Raw genomic sequence first — 19,104 nt, 5'->3', positions numbered from 1 at the left:
CCCCTCCCATGCCCGTCTCCACACGCAGTACCGACCCCGAATCGCCCGACGAGTACGACGACGCGCGGCGATTGGCGCTCGCGCTCAGGCTGGTGAAGTTGGCCCTCGGCGTCGTCGCCTCCGCGCTGACCGTGGCGAAGCTCCTCGGCGCGCTCTGAAGTACCCGCGCTCGCGCCCGGTCTCACCGCTCGCCCGCCGCGACGCTCAGACCAACCGGTGTCGGCCCCGTGACTCCGACACCTCGCCGCGCCGCCGGAGTTTGTCGAGCAGGTCGCGGGCGCGGTCCTCCGGGACGCCGCGTTCGACCGCGGTCGCGACGATTTCCTCCTCGGTCGGCCGGTCGCCATCGCGTATCGCCTCGCGGACGACCGTCAGGCGGTCGGGCGACCCCGACGACGAGTTCCGGCCACGCGCGGCGGACTCGCCCGCCTCGAACACCTCGTCGGCGTCGAGCCCCGAACCTTCGAGGTACTCCCGGTCGTCGACGCCCGACTCCTCGACTCGCCGGTCGAGTTCCGAGACGTGTTCGACCTGCGCGAACGCCTCGCTGTCGCCGTGTTTCTTCGCCAACAGCGCCGAGCGCGCCTGCCGCGCCGCGTCCCTGTCGTCGGACTCGAAGAAGCGCCGGAGCTTCTTCGTCTGGTGTCGTCTGCCGCACCGCGGACACGTCGCCGTCTTCGACCCGTCGGGGTCAGAAAGCAGCCACATGTTCGCGCAGTCCGTACACCCCACGACCGCGTACATGCGCCGATGTTCCGCGGCGTCGGATTTGAACGTTCGGGAGCGCGAGCGAACGCGGACTCCTCGCGGTGACGCCCCCCGCGGCGTCTCCCCGGCGGATTTATCTCCGTTCCCTGTGGCTTGCCACCATGGACCGAGTTTCAATCGACGACGCGCCGTCCGCCGAGGCGGCCGACGGCGTCTCCCTCTCGCTCCTCGCGGGCGGGGAACAGATGAACGTCCAGCACTTCCGCATCGAACCCGGCGCGGCCGTCCCGGTTCACGACCACCCCCACGAGCAGGTCGGCTACATCGTCGCCGGCGAACTGACGTTCCTCGTCGGCGACGAGGGCGAGGAAGTCGTCGTCGGCCCCGGCGACGCCTACTCGCTCGCGGGCGGCGAACCCCACGGCGCAGAGAACCGCGGCGACGAGACCGTCGTCGGCATCGACGTGTTCTCGCCGCCGCGGGAGAACCCGCCGTGGCTGGACTGACGCCGAGCGCGAACTGCCATCCGTTAGAGACACCGTTTCGATTGTTTTGACTGGTTTGAGTGCCTCTAAGGCGTCTTCTATCTAGATAGTTCAGTCAAAACATATGAGGAGAAAGCATTTATCAATACAGTGTCACCATTCGGTAGACGGTAGTCCCTAACTATGCCCTCCCCCCGCGTACTTCCTCCATGGATAGCGCCCGGCGCGTCGAACACCCCGGATACCCCGCCGAGCGGCGAGCGACCATGAGTCACTCGAAACTCGCACGCGAGCCGTGGCTGTGGGTGTTCGTCGGCGTCTGGGCGGCGGTCGTCAGCGCGCTCCACTTCGGCGGGCTTGCGTACGATATCTACACGAGAATCTGGTGGTGGGACGTACTCACTCACTCGCTTTCGGGCTTCGGCGTCGCGGGCGTGTTGTTCCTCGTGTTCCCGCGGACCTTCCGGGGCGCTCGCGCTCCAGTCGTCGTCGGTGGCATCATCCTCGCCATCGGCGCGGGCTTCGAGGTGTACGAGTACCTGTTCAAGGACTTCTGGTGGGGCTGGTCGATGGCCTACTACCTCGAGGACACCGCGATTGACCTCGTGGTCGACGTGGTCGGCGGCCTCGGCTTTTTCGTCCTCGTCGAGGGCGTCCTCAGGTCGCGGGCGCGGTCGGACGCCCCCCGCGGCGACTCGCCGCCCTCAGCCGGTCACCTCCGCTCCGACGGCGGCGAGAAGGCGAACGACGACCGCCCGAAGAACCGCTGAGTTCGACCGTGATACCCCCGTCGGCGGGGTTAATTTAACCCCAAACGTGTTGCTCCGTCGGGATAACGTACATATCGATGATGTCCTATCTCTCGTCTATGCTTCCGCTCGCAGCAGCCCCGGCACCGACCCTCCTCACCGCACTCGGCGCGACCCGCGCATCTCCCCGCGCATGCTGAGGCGCACTTGGGACGAGATGGTGCTTGCCGGGTGGGAAGAGCGACCCCGAGAGATGGCCGTCGTCGCGGTGTTCGGAGGGGTCGTTACTGCGACGCACTTCACGAGCATGGCGCTGTTTCTCTACACCCGCATCTGGTGGTGGGACATCCTCGTCCACGCCGCCTCCGGGTTCGGCGTCGCGGCGGTCCTCTACGTCCTCAACCCCCGCCTGCTCCACTCGCGGTTCGCGCTCCTCGTCGTTCTCCCGATGGCCGTCGCCGCCATCGGCACGTGGTTCGAGGTGTACGAGCGTCTGTTCACCGGCTTCTGGGTCGAATGGCCGCGTTCGGTCTACTTGGAAGACACAGGCGTCGACATCGTCGCCGACACCGCCGGTGCGGTCGTCTTCGGCGTCGTCAGACCCCTGTGGAACCGGATTCAACGCTGGCGAGACCCGAATCGACTGTAGTCGGCGCGAAACGAGTGCGGCGTCGGTGCCGCGAGAGAGAAGTGGTGTGTTCGCTTACGCGAGTTCCTGAATGTATCCAGAAATCGAAGATTTCTGGCTGCTCAACGAACTGGCTTAGGCCAGCTCGTTGATGTTCGCGCGGTGTAACCGCGCGAGTTAGAGAAGCGCTCTACGCGAGTTCGTTGATGTTCTCGACGACCTTGTCGGCGTACTCGCTCGTGGCAAGCTTGTTGCCGCCCTCGATCTGACGTTCGAGGTCGTAGGTCACGTCGCCGTCCGAGATGGTCTTCTCGACGGCGTCGCGGATGAGCTTACCGGCGTCCTTCCAGCCCATGTACTCGAACATGAGACGGCCGGAGAGAATCATCGCGGTCGGGTTGACCTTGTCCTCGCCGGCGTACTTGGGCGCGGAGCCGTGGACGGGCTCTGCGAGACAGAGGCCTTCGCCGAAGTTCGCGCCGGGGGCGATGCCGAGGCCACCGATCTGCGCGCCGGCGGCGTCGGACATGTAGTCGCCGTTGAGGTTCATCGTGGCGATGACGTCGTAGTCGGCGGTGCGCGTCAGAAGCTGCTGGAGCATGTTGTCCGCGATGCGGTCCTTGACGACGACCTTGTCCTCGGGCTTCTCGCCGTCGTACTCCTCCCAGAGTTCGTCTTCCGTGATGGTGACGTCGCCGAACTCCTCTTCGGCGAGTTCGTAGCCCCAGTCGCGGAACGCGCCCTCGGTGAACTTCATGATGTTACCCTTGTGGACGAGGGTGACGGAGTCGCGGTCGTTTTCGAGGGCGTACTCGATGGCCTCGCGGACGAGGCGCTTCGTCCCGAACTCGGTGATAGGCTTGATGCCGATGCCGACGGGGCCGTCGTGGATGACGCCCGTGGCGCCCATCTCCTCTTCGACGAACTCCTTGACCTGCTGGACCTCGTCGGTGCCGGCTTCCCACTCGATGCCGGCGTACACGTCTTCGGTGTTCTCGCGGAACGTGACCATGTCCATCGCCGAGGGGTTCTTGACGGGCGACGGGACGCCGTCGAGGTGGTAGGTCGGGCGGACGTTCGCGTAGAGGTCGAGCTTCTTCCGGAGCGCGACGTTGAGCGAGCGGAAGCCGGCGCCGACGGGCGTCGTGAGCGGGCCCTTGATTGCGACGCGGTGGTTGCGAATGGCGCTTACCGTGTCTTCCGGGAGGTTCTCGTCGTACTTGTCGCGGGCGGACGAACCGGCGTAGACGCGCATCCAAGAGACAGAGCGGCCGGTCGCCTCGGCGGCGGCGTCGAGGACCTTCTGCGCGGCGGGGCCGACGTCCGTTCCGATTCCGTCGCCGTGGATGATCGGAATAATCGGGTTGTCGGGGACGGAGAGCTCGCCCGTCTCCTCGTCGACCGTGATTTTCTCGCCGTCGTCCGGAACCTCAATCTGGTCGTAGCTCATGAACAATTTGGGTTTTCCAGTGCGGTGTAAAAGTCCTGCCGTTATCGACGGCGAAGTGCAAGTATCGCTCCATTCATCGGTCGATACGTTTAGGACCACGCTCCGAAGACACCCTCGTATGCGAATTATCCTCCACGGCGGTGCCGGCGGTATCCCCGGCGAACCGGAACCCAGACAGGCCGTCTTGGACGACGCGGCCGACGCGGGCGCGAGCGAATCCGACCCGCTTTCGGCGGTCGAGACCGCGGTCCGCGTCCTCGAATCGGACCACCGATTCAACGCCGGCGTCGGCGGCGCGGTCCAGTCCGACGGCGTCGTCCGCACCGACGCGGGCGTCATGCTCAGCGACCGCTGCGTCGGCGCGGCCTCCGGCATGGAGGGCGTCGAACACGCTGTCTCCGTCGCGCGGGCGGTCCTCGAAGACACCCCGCACGTCCTCCTGACGGGCGAACCGGCGGTCGACTTCGCCGCCGATGCGGGCGTCGAGACCGGCGTCGACCTCTTCACCGACGAGACCCGCGAGCGCTGGGAGAACGCGGACGCCCCCGATGGCTCGCCCAGCGAACACCTCGCGTGGCTCGCCGACCGGTTCGGCGGCAGCACGAGCGACCCGACGGCCGAGGCGAGTGACGGCTACCTCCCGACGAACGAGGGAACCTCAGCAAGCAGTGGCCGCTCGGCTCGCGATGCTCGCCTTCCCGGCCACGACACGGTCGGGGCGGTCGCCACCGACGGCGAGACGTTCGCCTCCGCGACCTCGACCGGCGGCCGCTGGTTCGCCCTCGCCGGCCGCGTCGGCGACGTGCCGCAGATCGGCTCGGGCTTCTACGCCTCCCCGGCCGGCGGCGCGTCGACCACGGGAGCAGGTGAAGACATCGCGCGCGTGACGCTCGCGCGCCGCGCGGTCGGCCACCTCGAACGCGGCTGTGACGCCCAGACCGCGGCCGACCTCGCCATCGAGGAGTTCGGCGAACTCACCGGGTCGTCGGCGGGCATCATCCTCCTCGACGACGAGGGCTTCGGCTCGGCGTACAACTCCGACGGGATGCAGACCAGCACCGCGTCGAAGTGAGGTCGTCGCGGCCGGCGGCGACCGCGTTCCGGTCGCGCTGGCCGTCGTCGCCACGGTTTACTCGATTCAGTCCTTGGAGGCCCCCATGAGCGATTGGACCGCGGCCGACGCCCCCGACCTCTCGGGGAAGACCGTCGTCGTCACCGGCGCGAACAGCGGCCTCGGCTTCGAAGCGACGCGCATGTTCGCCGAGAAGGGCGCGCACGTCGTCATGGCCTGCCGGAGCCTCGACCGCGGCGAGGACGCGATGGCCGACATCCGCGACTCGGTGCCGGCGGCCTCGCTGACCCTCTCGGAACTCGACCTCGCCGACCTCGACTCAGTCCGGCGGTTCGCCGACGAGTTCGCCGCCGAACACGGGTCGCTGCACGCCCTCTGCAACAACGCCGGCGTGATGGCCATCCCCCGACGGGAGACCGCACAGGGCTTCGAGACGCAGTTCGGGGTGAACCACCTCGGCCACTTCGCCCTGAGCGCCCGCCTGTTCCCGACGCTCCGCGACACGCCCGGCGAGACGCGACTCGTCACGATGTCGAGCGGCCTCCACGAGCGCGGCCGGATGGACTTCGACGACCTGCAGGGCGAACGCGACTACGACGAGTGGGACGCCTACGCCCAGAGCAAGCTCTCGAACCTGCTTTTCGCGTTCGAACTCGACCGCCGACTGACCGCCGCGGGCATCGACGACGTGCTGAGCGTGGGCGCACACCCCGGTTACGCCGCTACTAACCTCCAGTTCCGCGGCCCCGAGGCCTCCGGGTCGACGCTCCGGTACTGGATGAGCAAACTCGGCAACGCGATATTCGCCCAGTCGGCGGAGATGGGCGCGCTCCCGCTCCTGTACGCCGCAACCTCGCCGGCCGTCGAAAGCGGGGAGTACGTCGGCCCGCAGGGGCTGTTCGGCATGCGCGGCAACCCCGGCATCGCGGAACCGAGCGACCGCGCCAGAGACCCCGAGACCGCCGCCCGACTCTGGGACGTGTCGGAGGAACTCACCGACACGCGGTTCCGACTGGCCTGACTCCCGAACCGTCTCGGACGAGCGCCGGGAGGCGAGACGGCCAAATACTGCGACGTGCTATCTACTCCCGTGACCGAATCAATACCGACAATCACCGAGAGCGTCGCCGACGCTCTCGTCTCCACCTGCCGAACGACCCTCGGAGACTCCCTCCGAAGCGTCGTCCACTTCACCCGCGACGACTTCGGCGTGCTGTACGTCCGACGGGACCTCTACGACGGCGACGAGGCCGCGGCGCGCGCCGCCAAGTCCGAACTCGTCGAGAGCGAGCGCACCGGGTTCGGCCCGCGAGAGACCTACAGCGACGGCACGTCCGGCGCGACCCCCGACTTCGGCGAGTACGAGTTCACCCTCCGCGTCTTCTCGGACGGCTTCGTCGGCCGCGTCGTCAGCGGCGACCGCGGCGTCATCGTCACCACCGACGAACTCGAACTCTCCGAGTTCGAGGAGATGGAAGTCGCGCTCCGCCGGATGCTCGAAACGAACACCGCCGGGTGAACCGACTCGCCGGCTGGCGCAACGACTCTTCGAGCGCTGTCGGTCCCGTTCGTCGCTCGTCCCGTGTCTACACTCCCTCGACGAGTCGCTCTAGCTGCTCCGGCGGAACCGCTCCTCGCGCGGCGTAGCCCTCGTATGCGAAGGTTGGAACACCGGTGACGCCGTGCTGCTGGGCCTCACGAAATCGTTCGCGCACTTCGGTCCGAAGCGTGTCGTCGTCGAGCGCGGACGCGACTTCCTCGCCGTCGACGCCCACCGATTCGGCGAGTTCGACGAGCACCGCCTCGTCGCCGATGTCTCTGCCGTCCTGCCAGAGCGCCTCGAAAACCGCCTCGTCGAACGCGAGCCACGTCTCGTAGTCGGCGTGTCCCGTCAAGTAGTACGAGACGATTTGCGCCGGAAGCGAGTCCACGTCGGTCCCGAGGTCCAGGGTCATCTCGACGTCGTACCGCTCTTGTAACCGACGGACTCCCTGCTTCGCTTGCTCGTAGTAGTCTTCGTCTTTCCCGTCGTCGACCGAGAAGTCGATGCTTCCATCGGGGCGACGCTTCTGACTCCGCAGGTCGAACGGATGCCAGTCGATGTCGAGTTCCTCGTCTCTCGTCTCTTGATACTGCGACAGGGACTGCCTCCCGAGATAGCAGAAGGGACACACGTAGTCCGAGTAGACCGTTATCGCCTGGTCGGCGTCTGAGCTCATGCGCATTTGTCTCTCCTACGGTTACAAAAGCGACGCGGTCGGTGGCGACCAGTTCGAACGTCGTCGCGACTGAGAGCGGGGCGGAATCGACCGCGAGAAGAGGAGCCGACCGCCTCAGCGGCCGAACAGGCGCTGTCTGAGGCTTCGGTCGGTGGCGCGTTCCACCAAGAGAACCGCGTGGTCAGTGTCGTTGACCACGTCGAGGTGCAGCGAGTCGGTCAGGAGTCGAGTGAGAAGGCCCTGTTCGGTCGCGCCCATCAGCACCATCGAGTGGCTGTCGGCCCGGTCGGCGATGGCTCGTTCGATGTCGCCGGAGTCGTCGACGATTCGCGTCGCGTCCTGAAGGTCGTGTTCGGTCGCCCAGTCGGAGAGGAACGCCTCGCCCCGTTCGCGGTCGTCCGGGCCGTCGACGACGTGGAGGAGCGTCACCTCCGACCCGAGGGTCGACTGGAGGGACTTCGCGACCTCGGCGCTGAGCGCCGAGTGGGGGCTATCGACCGTCGGCAAGAGGAGTCGACTGGTGTCGTAGTTCCGGTCGTTGAGGACGAGGAAATCACAGGGCAGGCGACTCGTCAACTCGCTCATCGTCCGTTCTGCACGTCCTCCTGCCCAGATTCGGTCGTTGCTCCAGCCCATGATGACGAGGTCCGCGTCTTTGCGGCGGGCGACGGTGAAAATCTCCTCGAACGAGCGGTGTGAGACGACGGTCGACGTCCGGGCTTCGATGTCGTAGCCGGCGGCGCGTTCGCGGGCGTCTTCGAGCTGCTCGTTGGAGTGTGAGATAATCCGTTGGTTCTGTGCGGCGCCGTAGCGTTGCGAGACGCGCGAGGGGACTTGCACCACGTGGACGATGTCGACGATGGCGTCTTCTTTCGACTTCGCGAGCGCGCAGGCGAATTCGACGACGTGCGACTCGGTCCGCGGGTTCGCGATGGGGACGACGACCCGGTAGGAGTCCGGGTGGTCGTCGGTTCCCTCTTCGGTCTCGATGAGCGGGACGTACGACCGACCGGCGAGTCCACCCAGCACCCACTCACGAATCGAGAGCTGCCGTTTCGCGCCCTCGAAACGAGCGGATTCTAACCGGTTTTCCGTCGTCTGGAAGTAGTTGACGACGGTGACGAGGACGACGCCGCCGAAGGTGTTGCCCAAGAGTACGGGGACGACGAACTCGGTCAGTCCGACGAGGAACGCCAACTGGCCGTTCATCACGAGATAGACCATCTCAGTATAGGAGACGACGACGTGGAAGAGTCCGCCGAGCGGAACCGCGAGGAACGCGAGGTAGACGACGACGAGACGGGAGATAGTGTCGCGGGCGGCGAAGGTGACCCAGACGACGCCGGCGACGATGAGGCCGGCGAACGCGGCCTTGAAGAAGAGACTCCACCAGGGCGTCTCGACGCCCTTCTGGGCGAGTTCGAGGGCCGCGTTCGCGGCTTCCGGCGAGAGGACGCCGCCGAAGGCGAGGGCGGCCGCGCCGAGCGTCCCGCCGAAGAGGTTCCCCGCGAGGACGACGACCCAATTACGCAAGAGCGCGGGGATACTGGCCAACCGCTCCAGCGTCAACGCGACCGGCGGGAGCGTGTTCTCGGTGTAGAGCTGATAGCCCCCGATGATGATGTAGATGAATCCGAGCGGGTAGAGCATCGCACTCAGCACCGGGTCGCCGCCGGTCGACGCTTTCATCGAGACGTAGAGGAGGAACGTAATCGTAATCGCGAACCCCGCCGCGAGGGCGCTGAAGAACAGTTCCCGCGCGCCGGAGGTTATCTCCTCGTCCGCGGCGGCGACGATGCGCTGAAACACCTCGTCGGACGAAAACCGGTCGCGAACCACCGAACCGACCGCCGGTGCGCCGCTTCGTGACCGTTCGACGGCCTCGCGAACTGACTCGTCGAGCTCCGTCGTCTCGGGGTCTGTCATTGAGCGGTGTTTTTCGAATAAACCGTTCTAAACGTACCGGTTCAGGCCGTCTGCAACAGTTCGGTCGCGTCGGAGGTGGGTAGTCATCTATGCTCTGCGGTCGCGGTTTCGACACCGGCGAGCGACTCGACGAACACGTCGAGCGCCGCCACCCCAAGGAGGACGCTCGCTGGTGGGTCGTCGTCGAAGACCCCACGAAGGACCGCAAGTTCTCGCACTGATTCCCGACCCGCCCCGGTCGCCCCAGATTCGTCTTCGCGGGCGATGCGCTCAGCCGAGGTTTGCTTCGAACCAGTCGGCGGCGAGACCGGCCACCTCGTCCAACTCGCCCGGCCCCTCGAACAGGTGGCCCGCGCCGGCGACGACTTCCAGCGACTTCTCGCAGTCGAGTTCCGCGAACGCGTCGCGGTTCAGGCTCAAGACCGGTTCGTCGGCACCGCCGACGACGAACAGCGTCGGTGCCGTCACGTCGCCGAGTCGGGACGACGCGAGGTCGACGCGCCCGCCGCGAGAGACCACCGCACCGGCGTCGTCGCCGAGGTCGGCCGCCGCGAGGAGCGCCGCCGCCGCGCCGGTGCTCGACCCGAAGTAGCCGTAATCGAGGTCGGAGGTGTCGTCGCGGCCGCGGAGCCACTCGGTCGCGCCGAGCAGTCGCTCAGTCAAAAGCGGGATGTCGAACCTCGTTTCGTACTGCTCGTCTTCCGCCTCCGTGAGTAGGTCGAAAAGGAGCGTCCCGACCCCGCGGTCACGGATGACCTCGGCGACGAAGTTGTTCCGCGGGCTCTTCCGACTGCTGCCACTGCCGTGGGCGAACACCACGAGGCCCGACGCCCCGGGGGGAATACGGAGGTCGCCCTCCAGCACCGCGTCGCCGACGGGTATCGAGACGAGGTTCGCGGTCGTGTCGTTCATACGAGACGATACGGTGGACTGCGGCTTAGGCCTGTCTCGACCCGTCGATTCTCCTGAATTCGTAGTCCGTTCGTTCTGATGGTCATGACTTACACAATTAATGTTAATAGATACTCGGGAGTACACCCGCACGCCAACCATGGTGAGTGTTACCGACCTACAGACGATGTACGAGCAGATGGTGACTGCTCGGCACTACGAGGAGCGACTGGTGGACGAGTACCTCGTCGGCAAGCAGCCGGCGTTCGACATCTCGGCGGGGCCGATTCCCGGCGAACTTCACCTCGCGGCCGGCCACGAGGCGTCCGGAGCGGGCGTCTGCATGCACCTCCGCGACGACGACACGGTGACCGCGCCGCACCGACCGCACCACATCGCCATCGCGAAGGGCGTCGACCTCAAGCGCATGACGGCCGAGATTTTCGGTCGGAAGACGGGGCTGTGCCGCGGGAAGGGCGGCCACATGCACCTGTTCGACCCCGACGTGAACTTCGCGTGTTCGGGTATCATCGCCCAGGGCTGTCCGCCGGCGGTCGGCGCGGCGATGGCTGCGAAAAAGCGGAACACCGACTCGGTCGCCGTCGCCTTCCTCGGCGAGGGCGCTATCGACCAAGGCGGCTTCCTCGAATCGCTGAACCTCGCGGCGGTCCACGACCTCCCGGTCGTCTTCGTCGTCGAGGACAACGACTGGGCCATCAGCATGCCGAAAGACCGCGTGACCGACGTGCAGAACGGCGCACAGCGCGCCGCCGGCTTCGACCTGCCGGGGGTCCGCATCGACTCCGACGACGCAACGGCGGTCTACGAAGCCGCGGGCGAGGCCGTGATGCGCGCCCGCGACGGCAACGGGCCGACGCTCATCGAGGTACAGGTCCACCGCCGGATGGGTCACTTCATGGGCGACGCCGAGGCGTATCGCCCGGAAGCCGACATCGACCGCGCGAAAGAGCGCGACTCCATCGAGCGACTCGCCGAGGACCTCCGCTCGCACGGCGTGACCGACGACGAACTCGACGAGATTCGAGAGCGCGCCCACGAGCGGGTCGAAGAGGCGATTTCGTGGGCGAAAGAACAGCCCGAACCGGGCCCGGAGGAGGCGTACGAGAACGTGTTTACGAACCCGCCGGCGCAGGCGGCGACGGACGGCGGGAGCGCGGCGGACGCGTCGGGTGACGCCGACGAGATGGGAGGTGACAACTGATGGCGACCGAATCACGAGACTACACGGAAGCGACCGAGACGGACCGCGAACTGACCATGAGCAGGGCGATGGTCGAGGCCATCGCGTGGGAGATGCGCGAGAACGAGGAGGTGTTCTACATGGGCGAGGACGTGGCCGACTACGGCGGCATCTTCTCCAGTACGACCGGCCTCTTGGACGAGTTCGGCCGCGACCGCGTGATGGACGTACCCATCAGCGAGACGGCCTACCTCGGCGCGGCCGTCGGGGCCGCACAGGCCGGCATGCGCCCGATTGCCGAACTGATGTTCGTCGACTTCTTCGGCGTCGCCATGGACCAGATCTACAACAACATGGCGAAGAACACCTACATGAGCGGCGGGTCCTTTTCGGTCCCGATGGTGCTGACCACGGCCGTTGGCGGAACTTACAACGACGCCGGCCAGCACTCCCAGACGCTCTACGGGACCTTCGCCCACCTGCCGGGGATGAAAGTCGTCGTCCCCTCGACGGCCTACGACGCCAAGGGGCTGATGCACAGCGCCATCCGCGACGACGACCCGGTCGTCTACATGTTCCACAAGCGCCTGATGGGTCTCGGCTGGATGCCCTCGCCCTCGGGTCCGAAGACCGGCGTCCCCAAAGAGGACTACACGATTCCGTTCGGCAAGGCCGACGTGAAGCGACCCGGCGACGACGTGACCGTCGTCACCCTCGGCCTGCACGTCCACCGGGCGATGGAGGCCGCAGAACAGCTCGACGACGACGGCATCGACGCCGAGGTCATCGACCTCCGGACGCTCGTGCCCCTCGACACCGAGACGGTGCTCGACTCGGTCCGCAAGACCGGGAAACTCCTCGTCGTGGACGAGGACTACCAGTCGTTCGGCGTGACGGGCGAAATCATCGCGCGGGCCGCCGAGGGTGCGCTGGACGACCTCTCGGCCGTCAAGCGCCTCGCCATCCCCGACGTGCCGATTCCGTACGCCCGCTCGCTGGAAGACGAGGTCAACCCCGGCACCGACGACATCGCGGCGGCCGTCCGCGAACTCCACGAATGAGACGAGCGCCCGAAACAGACGGAGACGGAATCGAGGCCGGAAGCGGAAGCGAAGACAGAGACGGGGACGGAGGCGGACGATGAGCGACGCCCTCGACGTGAACTCGGCGGACTCGTGGCCCGACGACGCCGACGACGTGGCCGAGGGCTACCTCGCCAACTGGTTCGTCAGCGAGGGGTCGGCGGTCGACGAGGGCGAGACGCTCTGCGAGATACAGGTCGAGAAGGTGAGCATCGACGTGGCCGCGCCAACCGCGGGGACGGTCACGGAGATACTCGTCGCCGAGGGCGGCGACTTCGACCGCGGCGACGTGCTCGCGCGGGTGCAACCGAGCGCCTGAATCGGACTTTTTTCGGCGGCACGCGGTTCGGGTCAACAGGGAGAGACGTTGTCACCACTGGTGCGTTCGATGTTCGTCTCGGTCACGAGGTAGAATGCCTCCGAGGACGAGTCCGCTTCTTCGCCTTCTTTGCCGTACCAGTACGGATGCGTCACGTCGACGACGACGCCGTCAGCAGAGCGTTCGACGACCATCGCTTCTTTGCTCGCCGTCGTCGGTGTCGTTCCCCAACTCAGGAGACAGGTGGCGTTCTGCAGACGGGTTTCGAGATAGGTTTCCTCGGCGGCGAGCGCTCGGGCTTTGGCGTCCTCGTCTGAAATTTCGGCGAGTGGAACTGCTGTCTCGGATTCCGGTGTTGCCGTCTGGTCACCGGTCGTCTCGGGGTGTGTTGTGGTGGGAGAGTCATCACCAGTCGGTGCGTCGGCGAGACACCCTGCGAGACCGATTCCGGAGACGAGAGCGACGCCGGCACGCTGGAGGATACGTCTTCGGGGGCGAGGAGGGTCCATAGACTCGTCTGCGACGTGGACCAGAATATGTCTTCTGTCCAACTAAATGTGCGGACCAATCACGTCGGACACGCTACGACTCGTGGTCACCGTTCTTCGAACGGTGGGTCTCCGCCAGCGCCCGGTTCATCAGGAGAGTATGCACCTCGACTTCCTGTGCGTCGTCTGCCGGGCGGAGTTGCTGGTACCGACCCTCGGCATCCATCACCCAGCGTCGGCGGTTGTCCGACAGGAGCGCGTCGAGCACGGCGTCGAGTTCGGCGCGATGTTCGGGGTCTTCGACGGGCGCGACGGCCTCGACCCGGCGGTCGAGGTTGCGGGTCATCCAGTCGGCGGAACCGACGTAGTAGTCCGGGTCGCCCGCGTTTTCGAAGTAGAAGATACGCGAGTGTTCGAGGAACCGACCGACGACGCTCGACACCGAGACGTTCTCGGAGAGACCCTCGATGCCGGGTCTGAGTCGGCAGATGCCCCGAACTACGAGGTCGATGTCGACGCCGGCCATCGACGCCTCGTAGAGTTCGCGGACCATCGCGGGGTCTTCGAGGGCGTTCATCTTGGCGACGATGCGGGCGTCGCGGCCGGCGCGGGCGTGGTCGGCCTCCCGGCGGACGAGTCGGGTCATCTCCTCGCGGAGGTTCGTCGGCGCGACCAGTAGCTTCCGGTACGTCTCCTGACGCGAGTGGCCGGTGAAGAAGTTGAACAGGCGAACGAGGTCGTGGCCGATGTCGGGGTCGGCCGTGAACAGCCCGAGGTCGGTGTAGAGCTTCGCCGTCTGGGAGTGATAGTTGCCGGTGGCGATGTGGGAGTACAGCCGCACCTCGTCGTCTTCCTCGCGGACGACGAGCGCCGTCTTCGTGTGCGTCTTGAGGCCGATGGTGCCGTAGGCGACGTGGATACCTTCCTCTTCGAGGCGACGGACCCACCGGAGGTTGTTCTCCTCGTCGAACCGCGCTTTGAGTTCGACCATCACCGCGACCTGCTTGCCGTTCTTGGCGGCCTCGATGAGCGTCTCGATGACCTCGGAGTCCGGCGCGGTCCGGTAGATGGTGGCTTTGATGGCCAGCACGCCGGGGTCGGCTGCGGCGGCCGCGAGGAACGTCCCGACCGTGCCCGTAAACGAGTGGTACGGGTGGTGGACGAGCACGTCTTTCCGGGCGATTTCGGCGAACACCGAGTCGGGGTCGTCGGCGGAGCGGCCGGCGAACCGCGGGTGGGGCTGCGGGGTCCACGGGTCGACTTCGAGTTCCGGGCGGTCGAGGTCGAAAAGCGACGCGAGTGCGCCGTAGTCCAGCGGTAGGTCGCGCTCGAAGACCTCGGAGGCGTCCACATCGAGTTGTTCCGCGAGCAGGTCGCGGACCGCCTCGGGCGTGCCCGACTGGACCTCCAGCCGAACGACCGTGGCGAACCGGCGCTGGCGGAGCACGTCCTCTATCGTGGCGATGAGGCCCTCGGCGACCTCCTCGTTGCGGCGGACCTCGGCGTTCCGCGTCACCCTGAACGCGGAGGTGTCGATGACCTCGACGTTCGGGAACAACAGGTCGATGTTGCGCTCGATGACGGCCACGAGCGGAACGAACCTGACGGGGGCGGCGGCGGACACGGACGAGTCGGCGGACTCCTCTTTCCCGCCCGCGTCGCCGACGCGCTCGGCCACGTTGACGAGTCGCGGGCGGTTGCCGGGGACCTTGACCCGCGAGAATTTCGTCGGCTCGTCGTCGCCCTCGGTCGTGCGGACCGCGAGCGACAGCGAGAGGTTCGAGATGAACGGGAACGGGTGCGCCGGGTCGAACGTCAGGGGCGTGAGCGTCGGCAGGACCGACGCCTCGAAGTAGTCGCGCAGAGCCGTCTGCTCCTCGGCCGTGAGGTCGTCGTAACCGACGATTTCGATGCCGGCGTCGGCGAGCGCGGGTCGGACGAGGTCGTGGAAGCAGTCGGACTGCCGGTCGAGCAGGTCGCGGGCGCGGTCGAGGACGAGCGACCACTGCTGGTTCGGGGTCCGACCGTCGGGCGAGAGTTCGCTCACGCCCGCGGCCATCTGCTGTTTCAGGCCGCCGACGCGCTTCATGAAGAACTCGTCGAGGTTCGAGGTGAGAATCGAGAGGAACTTGACGCGCTGGAAAAGCGGGTTGCGGTCGTCTATCGCCTCGTGGAGGACACGCTCGTGGAAGGCGAGTTCGCTCAGTTCGCGGTTGAGATACAGCGAGGGGTCGGTGAGGTCGGCGTCGGCCGGGGGCGACTCGTCGTCGCCGCGCTCACGGGCGCGGACCGGCGCGGTCGTCTGACTGGCGTGTCGGGCCTGCGAGTCGCCGCCGCGAGCCTCGTCGTCGGACATGTGCTGAGAGGAGATGGTTCGGCTGCGACCTTTAGTTCGCCGCCTCCGCCGCCGCTCCCACCTTCGCCTCGGCGGGGGTCAGACCAGCGCGGGCTGGCGGGGTTCGAGAATCTTCGAGTCCTTCCGCGACTCGTGGGTGACCTCGGACTCGACCGCGACGAGTTCGTCGGCGTGGAGGTCGTAGGCTGTGAGCGCGCCGCCGTAGACCGCGCCCGTGTCGAGGCCCATCGCGTGCTCGAAGACGGCGGGGTGGGCCATGACGGTGTGGCCGAAGAAGACGCGCTCGGGGCCCTCGTAGTACTCGAACCAGAACGGGCCGTCGTAGCTGTCGCCGGGGTTCATCGCCCGGGTGTTTTCGAGTTCGTCCACGTCGTGTTCGTCGAGCGGCTTTTCGGGGTGGATGCCGCCGTGGACGACGATGGCGTCCTCCCACGTGATGGCGACCGGGAGGTTCGAAATCCACTCGAGGTCGTCGTCGGTCAGCGCGTCTATCTCCTTCGTGCCGCGGATGAGCTTCTCCTCGTTGTTGCCGCGGACGGTCAGGAAGTTGTCGCGCTCGCGGACGTAGTCCACGACGCCCTTGCTGTCGGGGCCCTTCCGAACGAGGTCGCCGACGAAGACGACGAGGTCGTCCTCGGACGGGTCGAGCCGGTCGACGAGGCGTTCGAGCGCCGGCAGACACCCGTGTACGTCGCCGACGACGTACACGTCGTCCCAGTCGTCGATGTCGACTCGAAGGTGTTGCTCGGCGACGTCGGGATGGAAGGATGGGACACTCATTGGAAACGTTCTCTCCTGTTCCTGAACACGGCTACCTAAGAAAGGGTTGCTAGTTTCGAACTGTTGTGCTATATAGACACGGCAGTGACACTCACGCACACCAAACGAGCCGGCTGTGACGGCCCACCCCCAGTCGCCGGCCATCCCGCAATCGCTTTCCGGCGCGGCCGCGAAGTCGCGGCCATGAGCATCGGACCCCTCGACGACGAGACGGTCGAGAAGTATCGAGAGGCAGGGGAGGTCCTCCGCACGGTGTTGGACGAGTCGGCCGAGATGGTCGAACCCGGCGTCACCCACCTCGAAGTCGCCGAACACGCCGAAGCCCGCATCCGCGAACTCGCCGACGGCTGCGCCTTCCCGGTCAACATCAGCGTCAACGAGGAGGCGTCGCACGCCAGCCCCGGCCGCGACGACGACACCGTGTTCGGCGAGGACATGGTCTGTCTCGACGTCGGCGTCCACGTCGACGGCTACATCGCCGACTCCGCCGTGACAGTCGACCTCTCGGGCAACGACGAACTCGTCGAGTCCGCCGAAGAGGCGCTCGACGCCGCCCTCGACATGGTCGAAGCGGGCGCGCACACCGGGAAAATCGGCGCGGAAATCGAGGACGTGATTCGCGGCTACGGCTACACGCCCGTCCTCAACCTCTCGGGCCACGGCGTCGAACAGTGGGACGCCCACACCGACCCGACCATCCCGAACCGCGGCGCAGAGCGCGGCGTCGAACTCGAAGTCGGCGACGTGGTCGCCATCGAACCGTTCGCCACCGACGGCTCCGGCAAGGTCACCGAGGGCTCGAAAAACGAGATTTACAGCCTCGTCAACGACCGGTCGGTCCGCGACCGGATGTCACGTAAACTGCTCGACGAGGTGCGCGAGAAGTACAAACTGCTCCCCTTCGCGGGTCGCTGGTTCGAGGGCGGCCGCTCCGAGATGGCGATTCGCCGGCTCGAACAGCAGGGCATCCTCCGCGGCTACCCCGTCCTGAAAGAAGAAGACGGCGCGATGGTCGGACAGGCCGAAGACACCATCATCGTCACCGAAGACGGCTACGAGAACCTCACGCGATAGTCGGACACCGGGCGAACCCGGTCGTCACGAGACCGAAACGGCTTGCACGTCCGGGTCCATTGAGCCGCCATGGACCAACTGTTCGCCCCGTGGCGCATCGAGTGGGTCGCCCGCGACGACGACCAGGACACCGACGCCGACGACCCGGACGACGACCGCTGTCCCTTCTGTGCGCTCCCCGAGCGTGACGACGACAGAGAGAGCAAAATCGTCGCCCGCTCCCCGCACTCGTTCGTCCTCCTGAACAACTACCCCTACGCGCCGGGGCACGTCATGGTCATCCCGTCCCGTCACACCGGCGAGTTCGCCGCCCTCACCGACGCGGAACTCCTCGACCACGCCCGGCTCAAGTCGAAGACGCTCACCGCGTTGGACGCCGCCTTCGACCCCGACGGCTGCAACGCAGGCGAGAACCTCGGCGGGTCGGCCGCCGGCGGCTCCATCGACGACCACCTCCACACTCACGTCGTCCCGCGGTGGAGCGGCGACACGAACTTCATGCCGGTCATCTCCGACACGAAAGTGCTCGTGCAGGCCCTCGACGACTCCTACGACCAGTTGCACGAGGCGTTCGCCGGGCTCGACGGCGCGGTCGTCGAGGGCGACGACGACGCGGTTCACTTCGAATTAGACTGACTCTAAAACTCACGTCGAGTGCGTCTAATAGGCCGCTCCGGCCCGAAGCGCATTTGAACCCCACTCCCGAAAGCCACGGTAATGGAGCGGAAACGGGCCATCCGTCGGGTCGGATTCGTCGTCCTCGCGGCGAACGTGCTTCTCGTCCTCGGGAAGGGCGGCGTGTGGTGGACGACCGGGAGTCTGGCCCTCGGGTCCGAGGCGGTCAACAGTCTCTCGGACGTAGTCTACAGCACCATCATCCTCGGTGGCCTCTACCTGACGACGAAGCCGCCGGACTGGGAACACCCCCACGGCCACGAGCGCATCGAGCCGTTCATCTCGCTTTTCGTCGCGGTCGGCATCTTCGCCGCCGGCGGGGCGATTCTCTGGCAGAGCACGTCCAGCATCCTTGCGGGAACCTACGGCGGGGATGCGGGGATGCTCGGCGTCGTCGTCCTCGTCGTCGCGGCGGCGGCCAAGTACGTTCTCTACCGCTACTGCTACTCGGTCGGCCGCGAGCAGAACTCGCCCGCGCTCGTCGCCGCCGGCGTCGACAACCGAAATGACATCCTCACCGCCGGCGCGGCGCTCGTCGGCGTGGTCGGCGGCCAGTTCGGCTACCCCATCTTGGACCCGCTGGCCGCCATGGTCGTCTCCATCGGCATCGTCTACACCGGCTACGAAATCGTCCGCGACAACGTGAACTACCTCGTCGGGGCCGCCCCGCCGGAGTACCTCCGGGCGCTCATCGTCCAGACCGCCCTGTCGCACCCCGACGTCTACGGCGCACACGACGTGGTCGCCCACTACGTCGGCCCCGAAATCGACGTGAGCCTCCACATCGAGGTCGAAGGCGACATGACGATTGCCGAGGCCCACGACATCGAGACGTGGGTCGTGCAGGCGATTCGGAACATCGACGAGGTCGACGACGTGTTCGTCCACATCGACCCGCGGGAACTCGGCGAGTGGAAGGAAGACGACGAGACGGAGCGCTACACCATGTTCTCGCCCGACGGCGGCGACGGTCGCTGACGCGCTGACGCGTCGGCGAGCGC

22 protein-coding genes are annotated in these 19,104 nt (G+C 66.6%); 14 read left to right on the top strand and 8 right to left on the bottom strand.

Annotated elements, in window-relative coordinates; all coding sequences use genetic code 11:
* Positions 1 to 8 precede the first annotated feature (8 nt).
* Positions 9 to 158, top strand: coding sequence for a hypothetical protein (locus C5B90_RS20555; RefSeq protein WP_158250836.1), 150 nt, complete (start codon positions 9 to 11; stop codon positions 156 to 158).
* Positions 159 to 204: 46 nt separating this feature from the next.
* On the opposite strand, the gene C5B90_RS09880 is transcribed toward C5B90_RS20555, so the two are convergent.
* Positions 205 to 744, bottom strand: coding sequence for a DUF5817 domain-containing protein (locus C5B90_RS09880; protein ID WP_115881141.1), 540 nt, complete (start codon positions 742 to 744; stop codon positions 205 to 207).
* Positions 745 to 869: 125 nt separating this feature from the next.
* On the opposite strand from C5B90_RS09880, the gene C5B90_RS09875 reads away from it, so the two are divergent.
* From C5B90_RS09875 to C5B90_RS09865, 3 genes are all read left to right on the top strand, one after another.
* Positions 870 to 1,214, top strand: a complete 345-nt coding sequence (locus C5B90_RS09875) for a cupin domain-containing protein (protein ID WP_115881139.1) — start codon at positions 870 to 872, stop codon at positions 1,212 to 1,214.
* 245 nt (positions 1,215 to 1,459) lie between these two features.
* Complete coding sequence (locus C5B90_RS09870) at positions 1,460 to 1,963, top strand: hypothetical protein (RefSeq protein WP_199517473.1); 504 nt, start codon at positions 1,460 to 1,462, stop codon at positions 1,961 to 1,963.
* A 172-nt stretch (positions 1,964 to 2,135) separates the two neighbouring features.
* Positions 2,136 to 2,591: a hypothetical protein gene (locus C5B90_RS09865; RefSeq protein ID WP_115881135.1), complete on the top strand. Its 456-nt coding sequence runs from the start codon at positions 2,136 to 2,138 to the stop codon at positions 2,589 to 2,591.
* Positions 2,592 to 2,760: 169 nt separating this feature from the next.
* Here the strand turns inward: C5B90_RS09865 and icd are convergent, their stop codons facing one another.
* Positions 2,761 to 4,020, bottom strand: a complete 1,260-nt coding sequence (gene icd / locus C5B90_RS09860) for an isocitrate dehydrogenase (NADP(+)) (protein ID WP_058566981.1) — start codon at positions 4,018 to 4,020, stop codon at positions 2,761 to 2,763.
* A gap of 118 nt (positions 4,021 to 4,138) precedes the next feature.
* Here icd and C5B90_RS09855 point away from each other — a divergent pair, with 118 nt between their 5' ends.
* The 3 genes from C5B90_RS09855 (at position 4,139) to C5B90_RS09845 (ending at position 6,611) form a co-directional block, all read left to right on the top strand.
* Entirely contained in the window at positions 4,139 to 5,092 is a 954-nt protein-coding gene (locus C5B90_RS09855) for an isoaspartyl peptidase/L-asparaginase (RefSeq protein ID WP_115881133.1), read from the top strand.
* 85 nt (positions 5,093 to 5,177) lie between these two features.
* Entirely contained in the window at positions 5,178 to 6,113 is a 936-nt protein-coding gene (locus C5B90_RS09850) for an oxidoreductase (protein ID WP_115881131.1), read from the top strand.
* 69 nt (positions 6,114 to 6,182) lie between these two features.
* Entirely contained in the window at positions 6,183 to 6,611 is a 429-nt protein-coding gene (locus tag C5B90_RS09845; protein WP_115881129.1) for a hypothetical protein, read from the top strand.
* Between the two features lie 67 nt (positions 6,612 to 6,678).
* Here the strand turns inward: C5B90_RS09845 and C5B90_RS09840 are convergent, their stop codons facing one another.
* Positions 6,679 to 7,311 (bottom strand): DsbA family protein, encoded by a 633-nt coding sequence (locus C5B90_RS09840; RefSeq protein WP_115881127.1) that lies wholly within the window; start codon positions 7,309 to 7,311, stop codon positions 6,679 to 6,681.
* Between the two features lie 114 nt (positions 7,312 to 7,425).
* Positions 7,426 to 9,237: a formate/nitrite transporter family protein gene (locus C5B90_RS09835; RefSeq protein ID WP_115881125.1), complete on the bottom strand. Its 1,812-nt coding sequence runs from the start codon at positions 9,235 to 9,237 to the stop codon at positions 7,426 to 7,428.
* An 89-nt stretch (positions 9,238 to 9,326) separates the two neighbouring features.
* Between C5B90_RS09835 and C5B90_RS21205 the strand changes: the two genes are divergently transcribed.
* A complete protein-coding gene (locus C5B90_RS21205) occupies positions 9,327 to 9,458 on the top strand; it encodes a hypothetical protein (RefSeq protein WP_255566825.1) in 132 nt (43 codons plus the stop codon).
* A 49-nt stretch (positions 9,459 to 9,507) separates the two neighbouring features.
* Here the strand turns inward: C5B90_RS21205 and C5B90_RS09830 are convergent, their stop codons facing one another.
* On the bottom strand, positions 9,508 to 10,149 hold the full coding sequence (locus C5B90_RS09830; protein WP_115881123.1) for a dienelactone hydrolase family protein: 642 nt from the start codon (positions 10,147 to 10,149) through the stop codon (positions 9,508 to 9,510).
* A 166-nt stretch (positions 10,150 to 10,315) separates the two neighbouring features.
* On the opposite strand from C5B90_RS09830, the gene C5B90_RS09825 reads away from it, so the two are divergent.
* The 3 genes from C5B90_RS09825 (at position 10,316) to C5B90_RS09815 (ending at position 12,730) form a co-directional block, all read left to right on the top strand.
* Positions 10,316 to 11,350: a thiamine pyrophosphate-dependent dehydrogenase E1 component subunit alpha gene (locus tag C5B90_RS09825; protein WP_115882480.1), complete on the top strand. Its 1,035-nt coding sequence runs from the start codon at positions 10,316 to 10,318 to the stop codon at positions 11,348 to 11,350.
* Positions 11,350 to 12,390, top strand: a complete 1,041-nt coding sequence (locus tag C5B90_RS09820) for an alpha-ketoacid dehydrogenase subunit beta (protein WP_115881121.1) — start codon at positions 11,350 to 11,352, stop codon at positions 12,388 to 12,390. Before C5B90_RS09825 ends, C5B90_RS09820 begins: the two co-directional genes overlap by 1 nt.
* 79 nt (positions 12,391 to 12,469) lie before the next feature.
* Positions 12,470 to 12,730 (top strand): lipoyl domain-containing protein, encoded by a 261-nt coding sequence (locus C5B90_RS09815; RefSeq protein ID WP_115881119.1) that lies wholly within the window; start codon positions 12,470 to 12,472, stop codon positions 12,728 to 12,730.
* A 32-nt stretch (positions 12,731 to 12,762) separates the two neighbouring features.
* Here the strand turns inward: C5B90_RS09815 and C5B90_RS09810 are convergent, their stop codons facing one another.
* From C5B90_RS09810 to C5B90_RS09800, 3 genes are all read right to left on the bottom strand, one after another.
* Complete coding sequence (locus C5B90_RS09810) at positions 12,763 to 13,239, bottom strand: hypothetical protein (RefSeq protein ID WP_115881117.1); 477 nt, start codon at positions 13,237 to 13,239, stop codon at positions 12,763 to 12,765.
* A 73-nt stretch (positions 13,240 to 13,312) separates the two neighbouring features.
* On the bottom strand, positions 13,313 to 15,574 hold the full coding sequence (gene ppk1 / locus C5B90_RS09805; RefSeq protein ID WP_115881115.1) for a polyphosphate kinase 1: 2,262 nt from the start codon (positions 15,572 to 15,574) through the stop codon (positions 13,313 to 13,315).
* A 78-nt stretch (positions 15,575 to 15,652) separates the two neighbouring features.
* Positions 15,653 to 16,354, bottom strand: coding sequence for a metallophosphoesterase family protein (locus tag C5B90_RS09800; RefSeq protein ID WP_115881113.1), 702 nt, complete (start codon positions 16,352 to 16,354; stop codon positions 15,653 to 15,655).
* Positions 16,355 to 16,537: 183 nt separating this feature from the next.
* Here C5B90_RS09800 and map point away from each other — a divergent pair, with 183 nt between their 5' ends.
* From map to C5B90_RS09785, 3 genes are all read left to right on the top strand, one after another.
* Complete coding sequence (map, locus tag C5B90_RS09795; protein WP_115881111.1) at positions 16,538 to 17,428, top strand: type II methionyl aminopeptidase; 891 nt, start codon at positions 16,538 to 16,540, stop codon at positions 17,426 to 17,428.
* Positions 17,429 to 17,497: 69 nt separating this feature from the next.
* Positions 17,498 to 18,064, top strand: coding sequence for an HIT domain-containing protein (locus C5B90_RS09790; RefSeq protein WP_115881109.1), 567 nt, complete (start codon positions 17,498 to 17,500; stop codon positions 18,062 to 18,064).
* 81 nt (positions 18,065 to 18,145) lie between these two features.
* Positions 18,146 to 19,081, top strand: a complete 936-nt coding sequence (locus C5B90_RS09785; protein WP_115881107.1) for a cation diffusion facilitator family transporter — start codon at positions 18,146 to 18,148, stop codon at positions 19,079 to 19,081.
* The last annotated feature ends 23 nt before the right edge of the window (positions 19,082 to 19,104 follow it).

This window comes from Haloferax sp. Atlit-12N, assembly GCF_003383095.1.
Taxonomy (GTDB): domain Archaea; phylum Halobacteriota; class Halobacteria; order Halobacteriales; family Haloferacaceae; genus Haloferax.
Note: the sequence above shows the minus strand (reverse complement) of the source record. Positions and strands in the feature narration are given on the sequence as shown.

Bases quoted from the DNA above. Each gene is read 5' to 3' on its own strand.
- C5B90_RS20555 (WP_158250836.1), top strand. From the start codon at position 9: ATGCCCGTCTCCACACGCAGTACCGACCCCGAATCGCCCGACGAGTAC.
- C5B90_RS09880 (WP_115881141.1), bottom strand. From the start codon at position 744: ATGTACGCGGTCGTGGGGTGTACGGACTGCGCGAACATGTGGCTGCTT.
- C5B90_RS09875 (WP_115881139.1), top strand. From the start codon at position 870: ATGGACCGAGTTTCAATCGACGACGCGCCGTCCGCCGAGGCGGCCGAC.
- C5B90_RS09870 (WP_199517473.1), top strand. From the start codon at position 1,460: ATGAGTCACTCGAAACTCGCACGCGAGCCGTGGCTGTGGGTGTTCGTC.
- C5B90_RS09865 (WP_115881135.1), top strand. From the start codon at position 2,136: ATGCTGAGGCGCACTTGGGACGAGATGGTGCTTGCCGGGTGGGAAGAG.
- icd (WP_058566981.1), bottom strand. From the start codon at position 4,020: ATGAGCTACGACCAGATTGAGGTTCCGGACGACGGCGAGAAAATCACG.
- C5B90_RS09855 (WP_115881133.1), top strand. From the start codon at position 4,139: ATGCGAATTATCCTCCACGGCGGTGCCGGCGGTATCCCCGGCGAACCG.
- C5B90_RS09850 (WP_115881131.1), top strand. From the start codon at position 5,178: ATGAGCGATTGGACCGCGGCCGACGCCCCCGACCTCTCGGGGAAGACC.
- C5B90_RS09840 (WP_115881127.1), bottom strand. From the start codon at position 7,311: ATGAGCTCAGACGCCGACCAGGCGATAACGGTCTACTCGGACTACGTG.
- C5B90_RS09835 (WP_115881125.1), bottom strand. From the start codon at position 9,237: ATGACAGACCCCGAGACGACGGAGCTCGACGAGTCAGTTCGCGAGGCC.
- C5B90_RS21205 (WP_255566825.1), top strand. From the start codon at position 9,327: ATGCTCTGCGGTCGCGGTTTCGACACCGGCGAGCGACTCGACGAACAC.
- C5B90_RS09830 (WP_115881123.1), bottom strand. From the start codon at position 10,149: ATGAACGACACGACCGCGAACCTCGTCTCGATACCCGTCGGCGACGCG.
- C5B90_RS09825 (WP_115882480.1), top strand. From the start codon at position 10,316: ATGTACGAGCAGATGGTGACTGCTCGGCACTACGAGGAGCGACTGGTG.
- C5B90_RS09820 (WP_115881121.1), top strand. From the start codon at position 11,350: ATGGCGACCGAATCACGAGACTACACGGAAGCGACCGAGACGGACCGC.
- C5B90_RS09815 (WP_115881119.1), top strand. From the start codon at position 12,470: ATGAGCGACGCCCTCGACGTGAACTCGGCGGACTCGTGGCCCGACGAC.
- C5B90_RS09810 (WP_115881117.1), bottom strand. From the start codon at position 13,239: ATGGACCCTCCTCGCCCCCGAAGACGTATCCTCCAGCGTGCCGGCGTC.
- ppk1 (WP_115881115.1), bottom strand. From the start codon at position 15,574: ATGTCCGACGACGAGGCTCGCGGCGGCGACTCGCAGGCCCGACACGCC.
- C5B90_RS09800 (WP_115881113.1), bottom strand. From the start codon at position 16,354: ATGAGTGTCCCATCCTTCCATCCCGACGTCGCCGAGCAACACCTTCGA.
- map (WP_115881111.1), top strand. From the start codon at position 16,538: ATGAGCATCGGACCCCTCGACGACGAGACGGTCGAGAAGTATCGAGAG.
- C5B90_RS09790 (WP_115881109.1), top strand. From the start codon at position 17,498: ATGGACCAACTGTTCGCCCCGTGGCGCATCGAGTGGGTCGCCCGCGAC.
- C5B90_RS09785 (WP_115881107.1), top strand. From the start codon at position 18,146: ATGGAGCGGAAACGGGCCATCCGTCGGGTCGGATTCGTCGTCCTCGCG.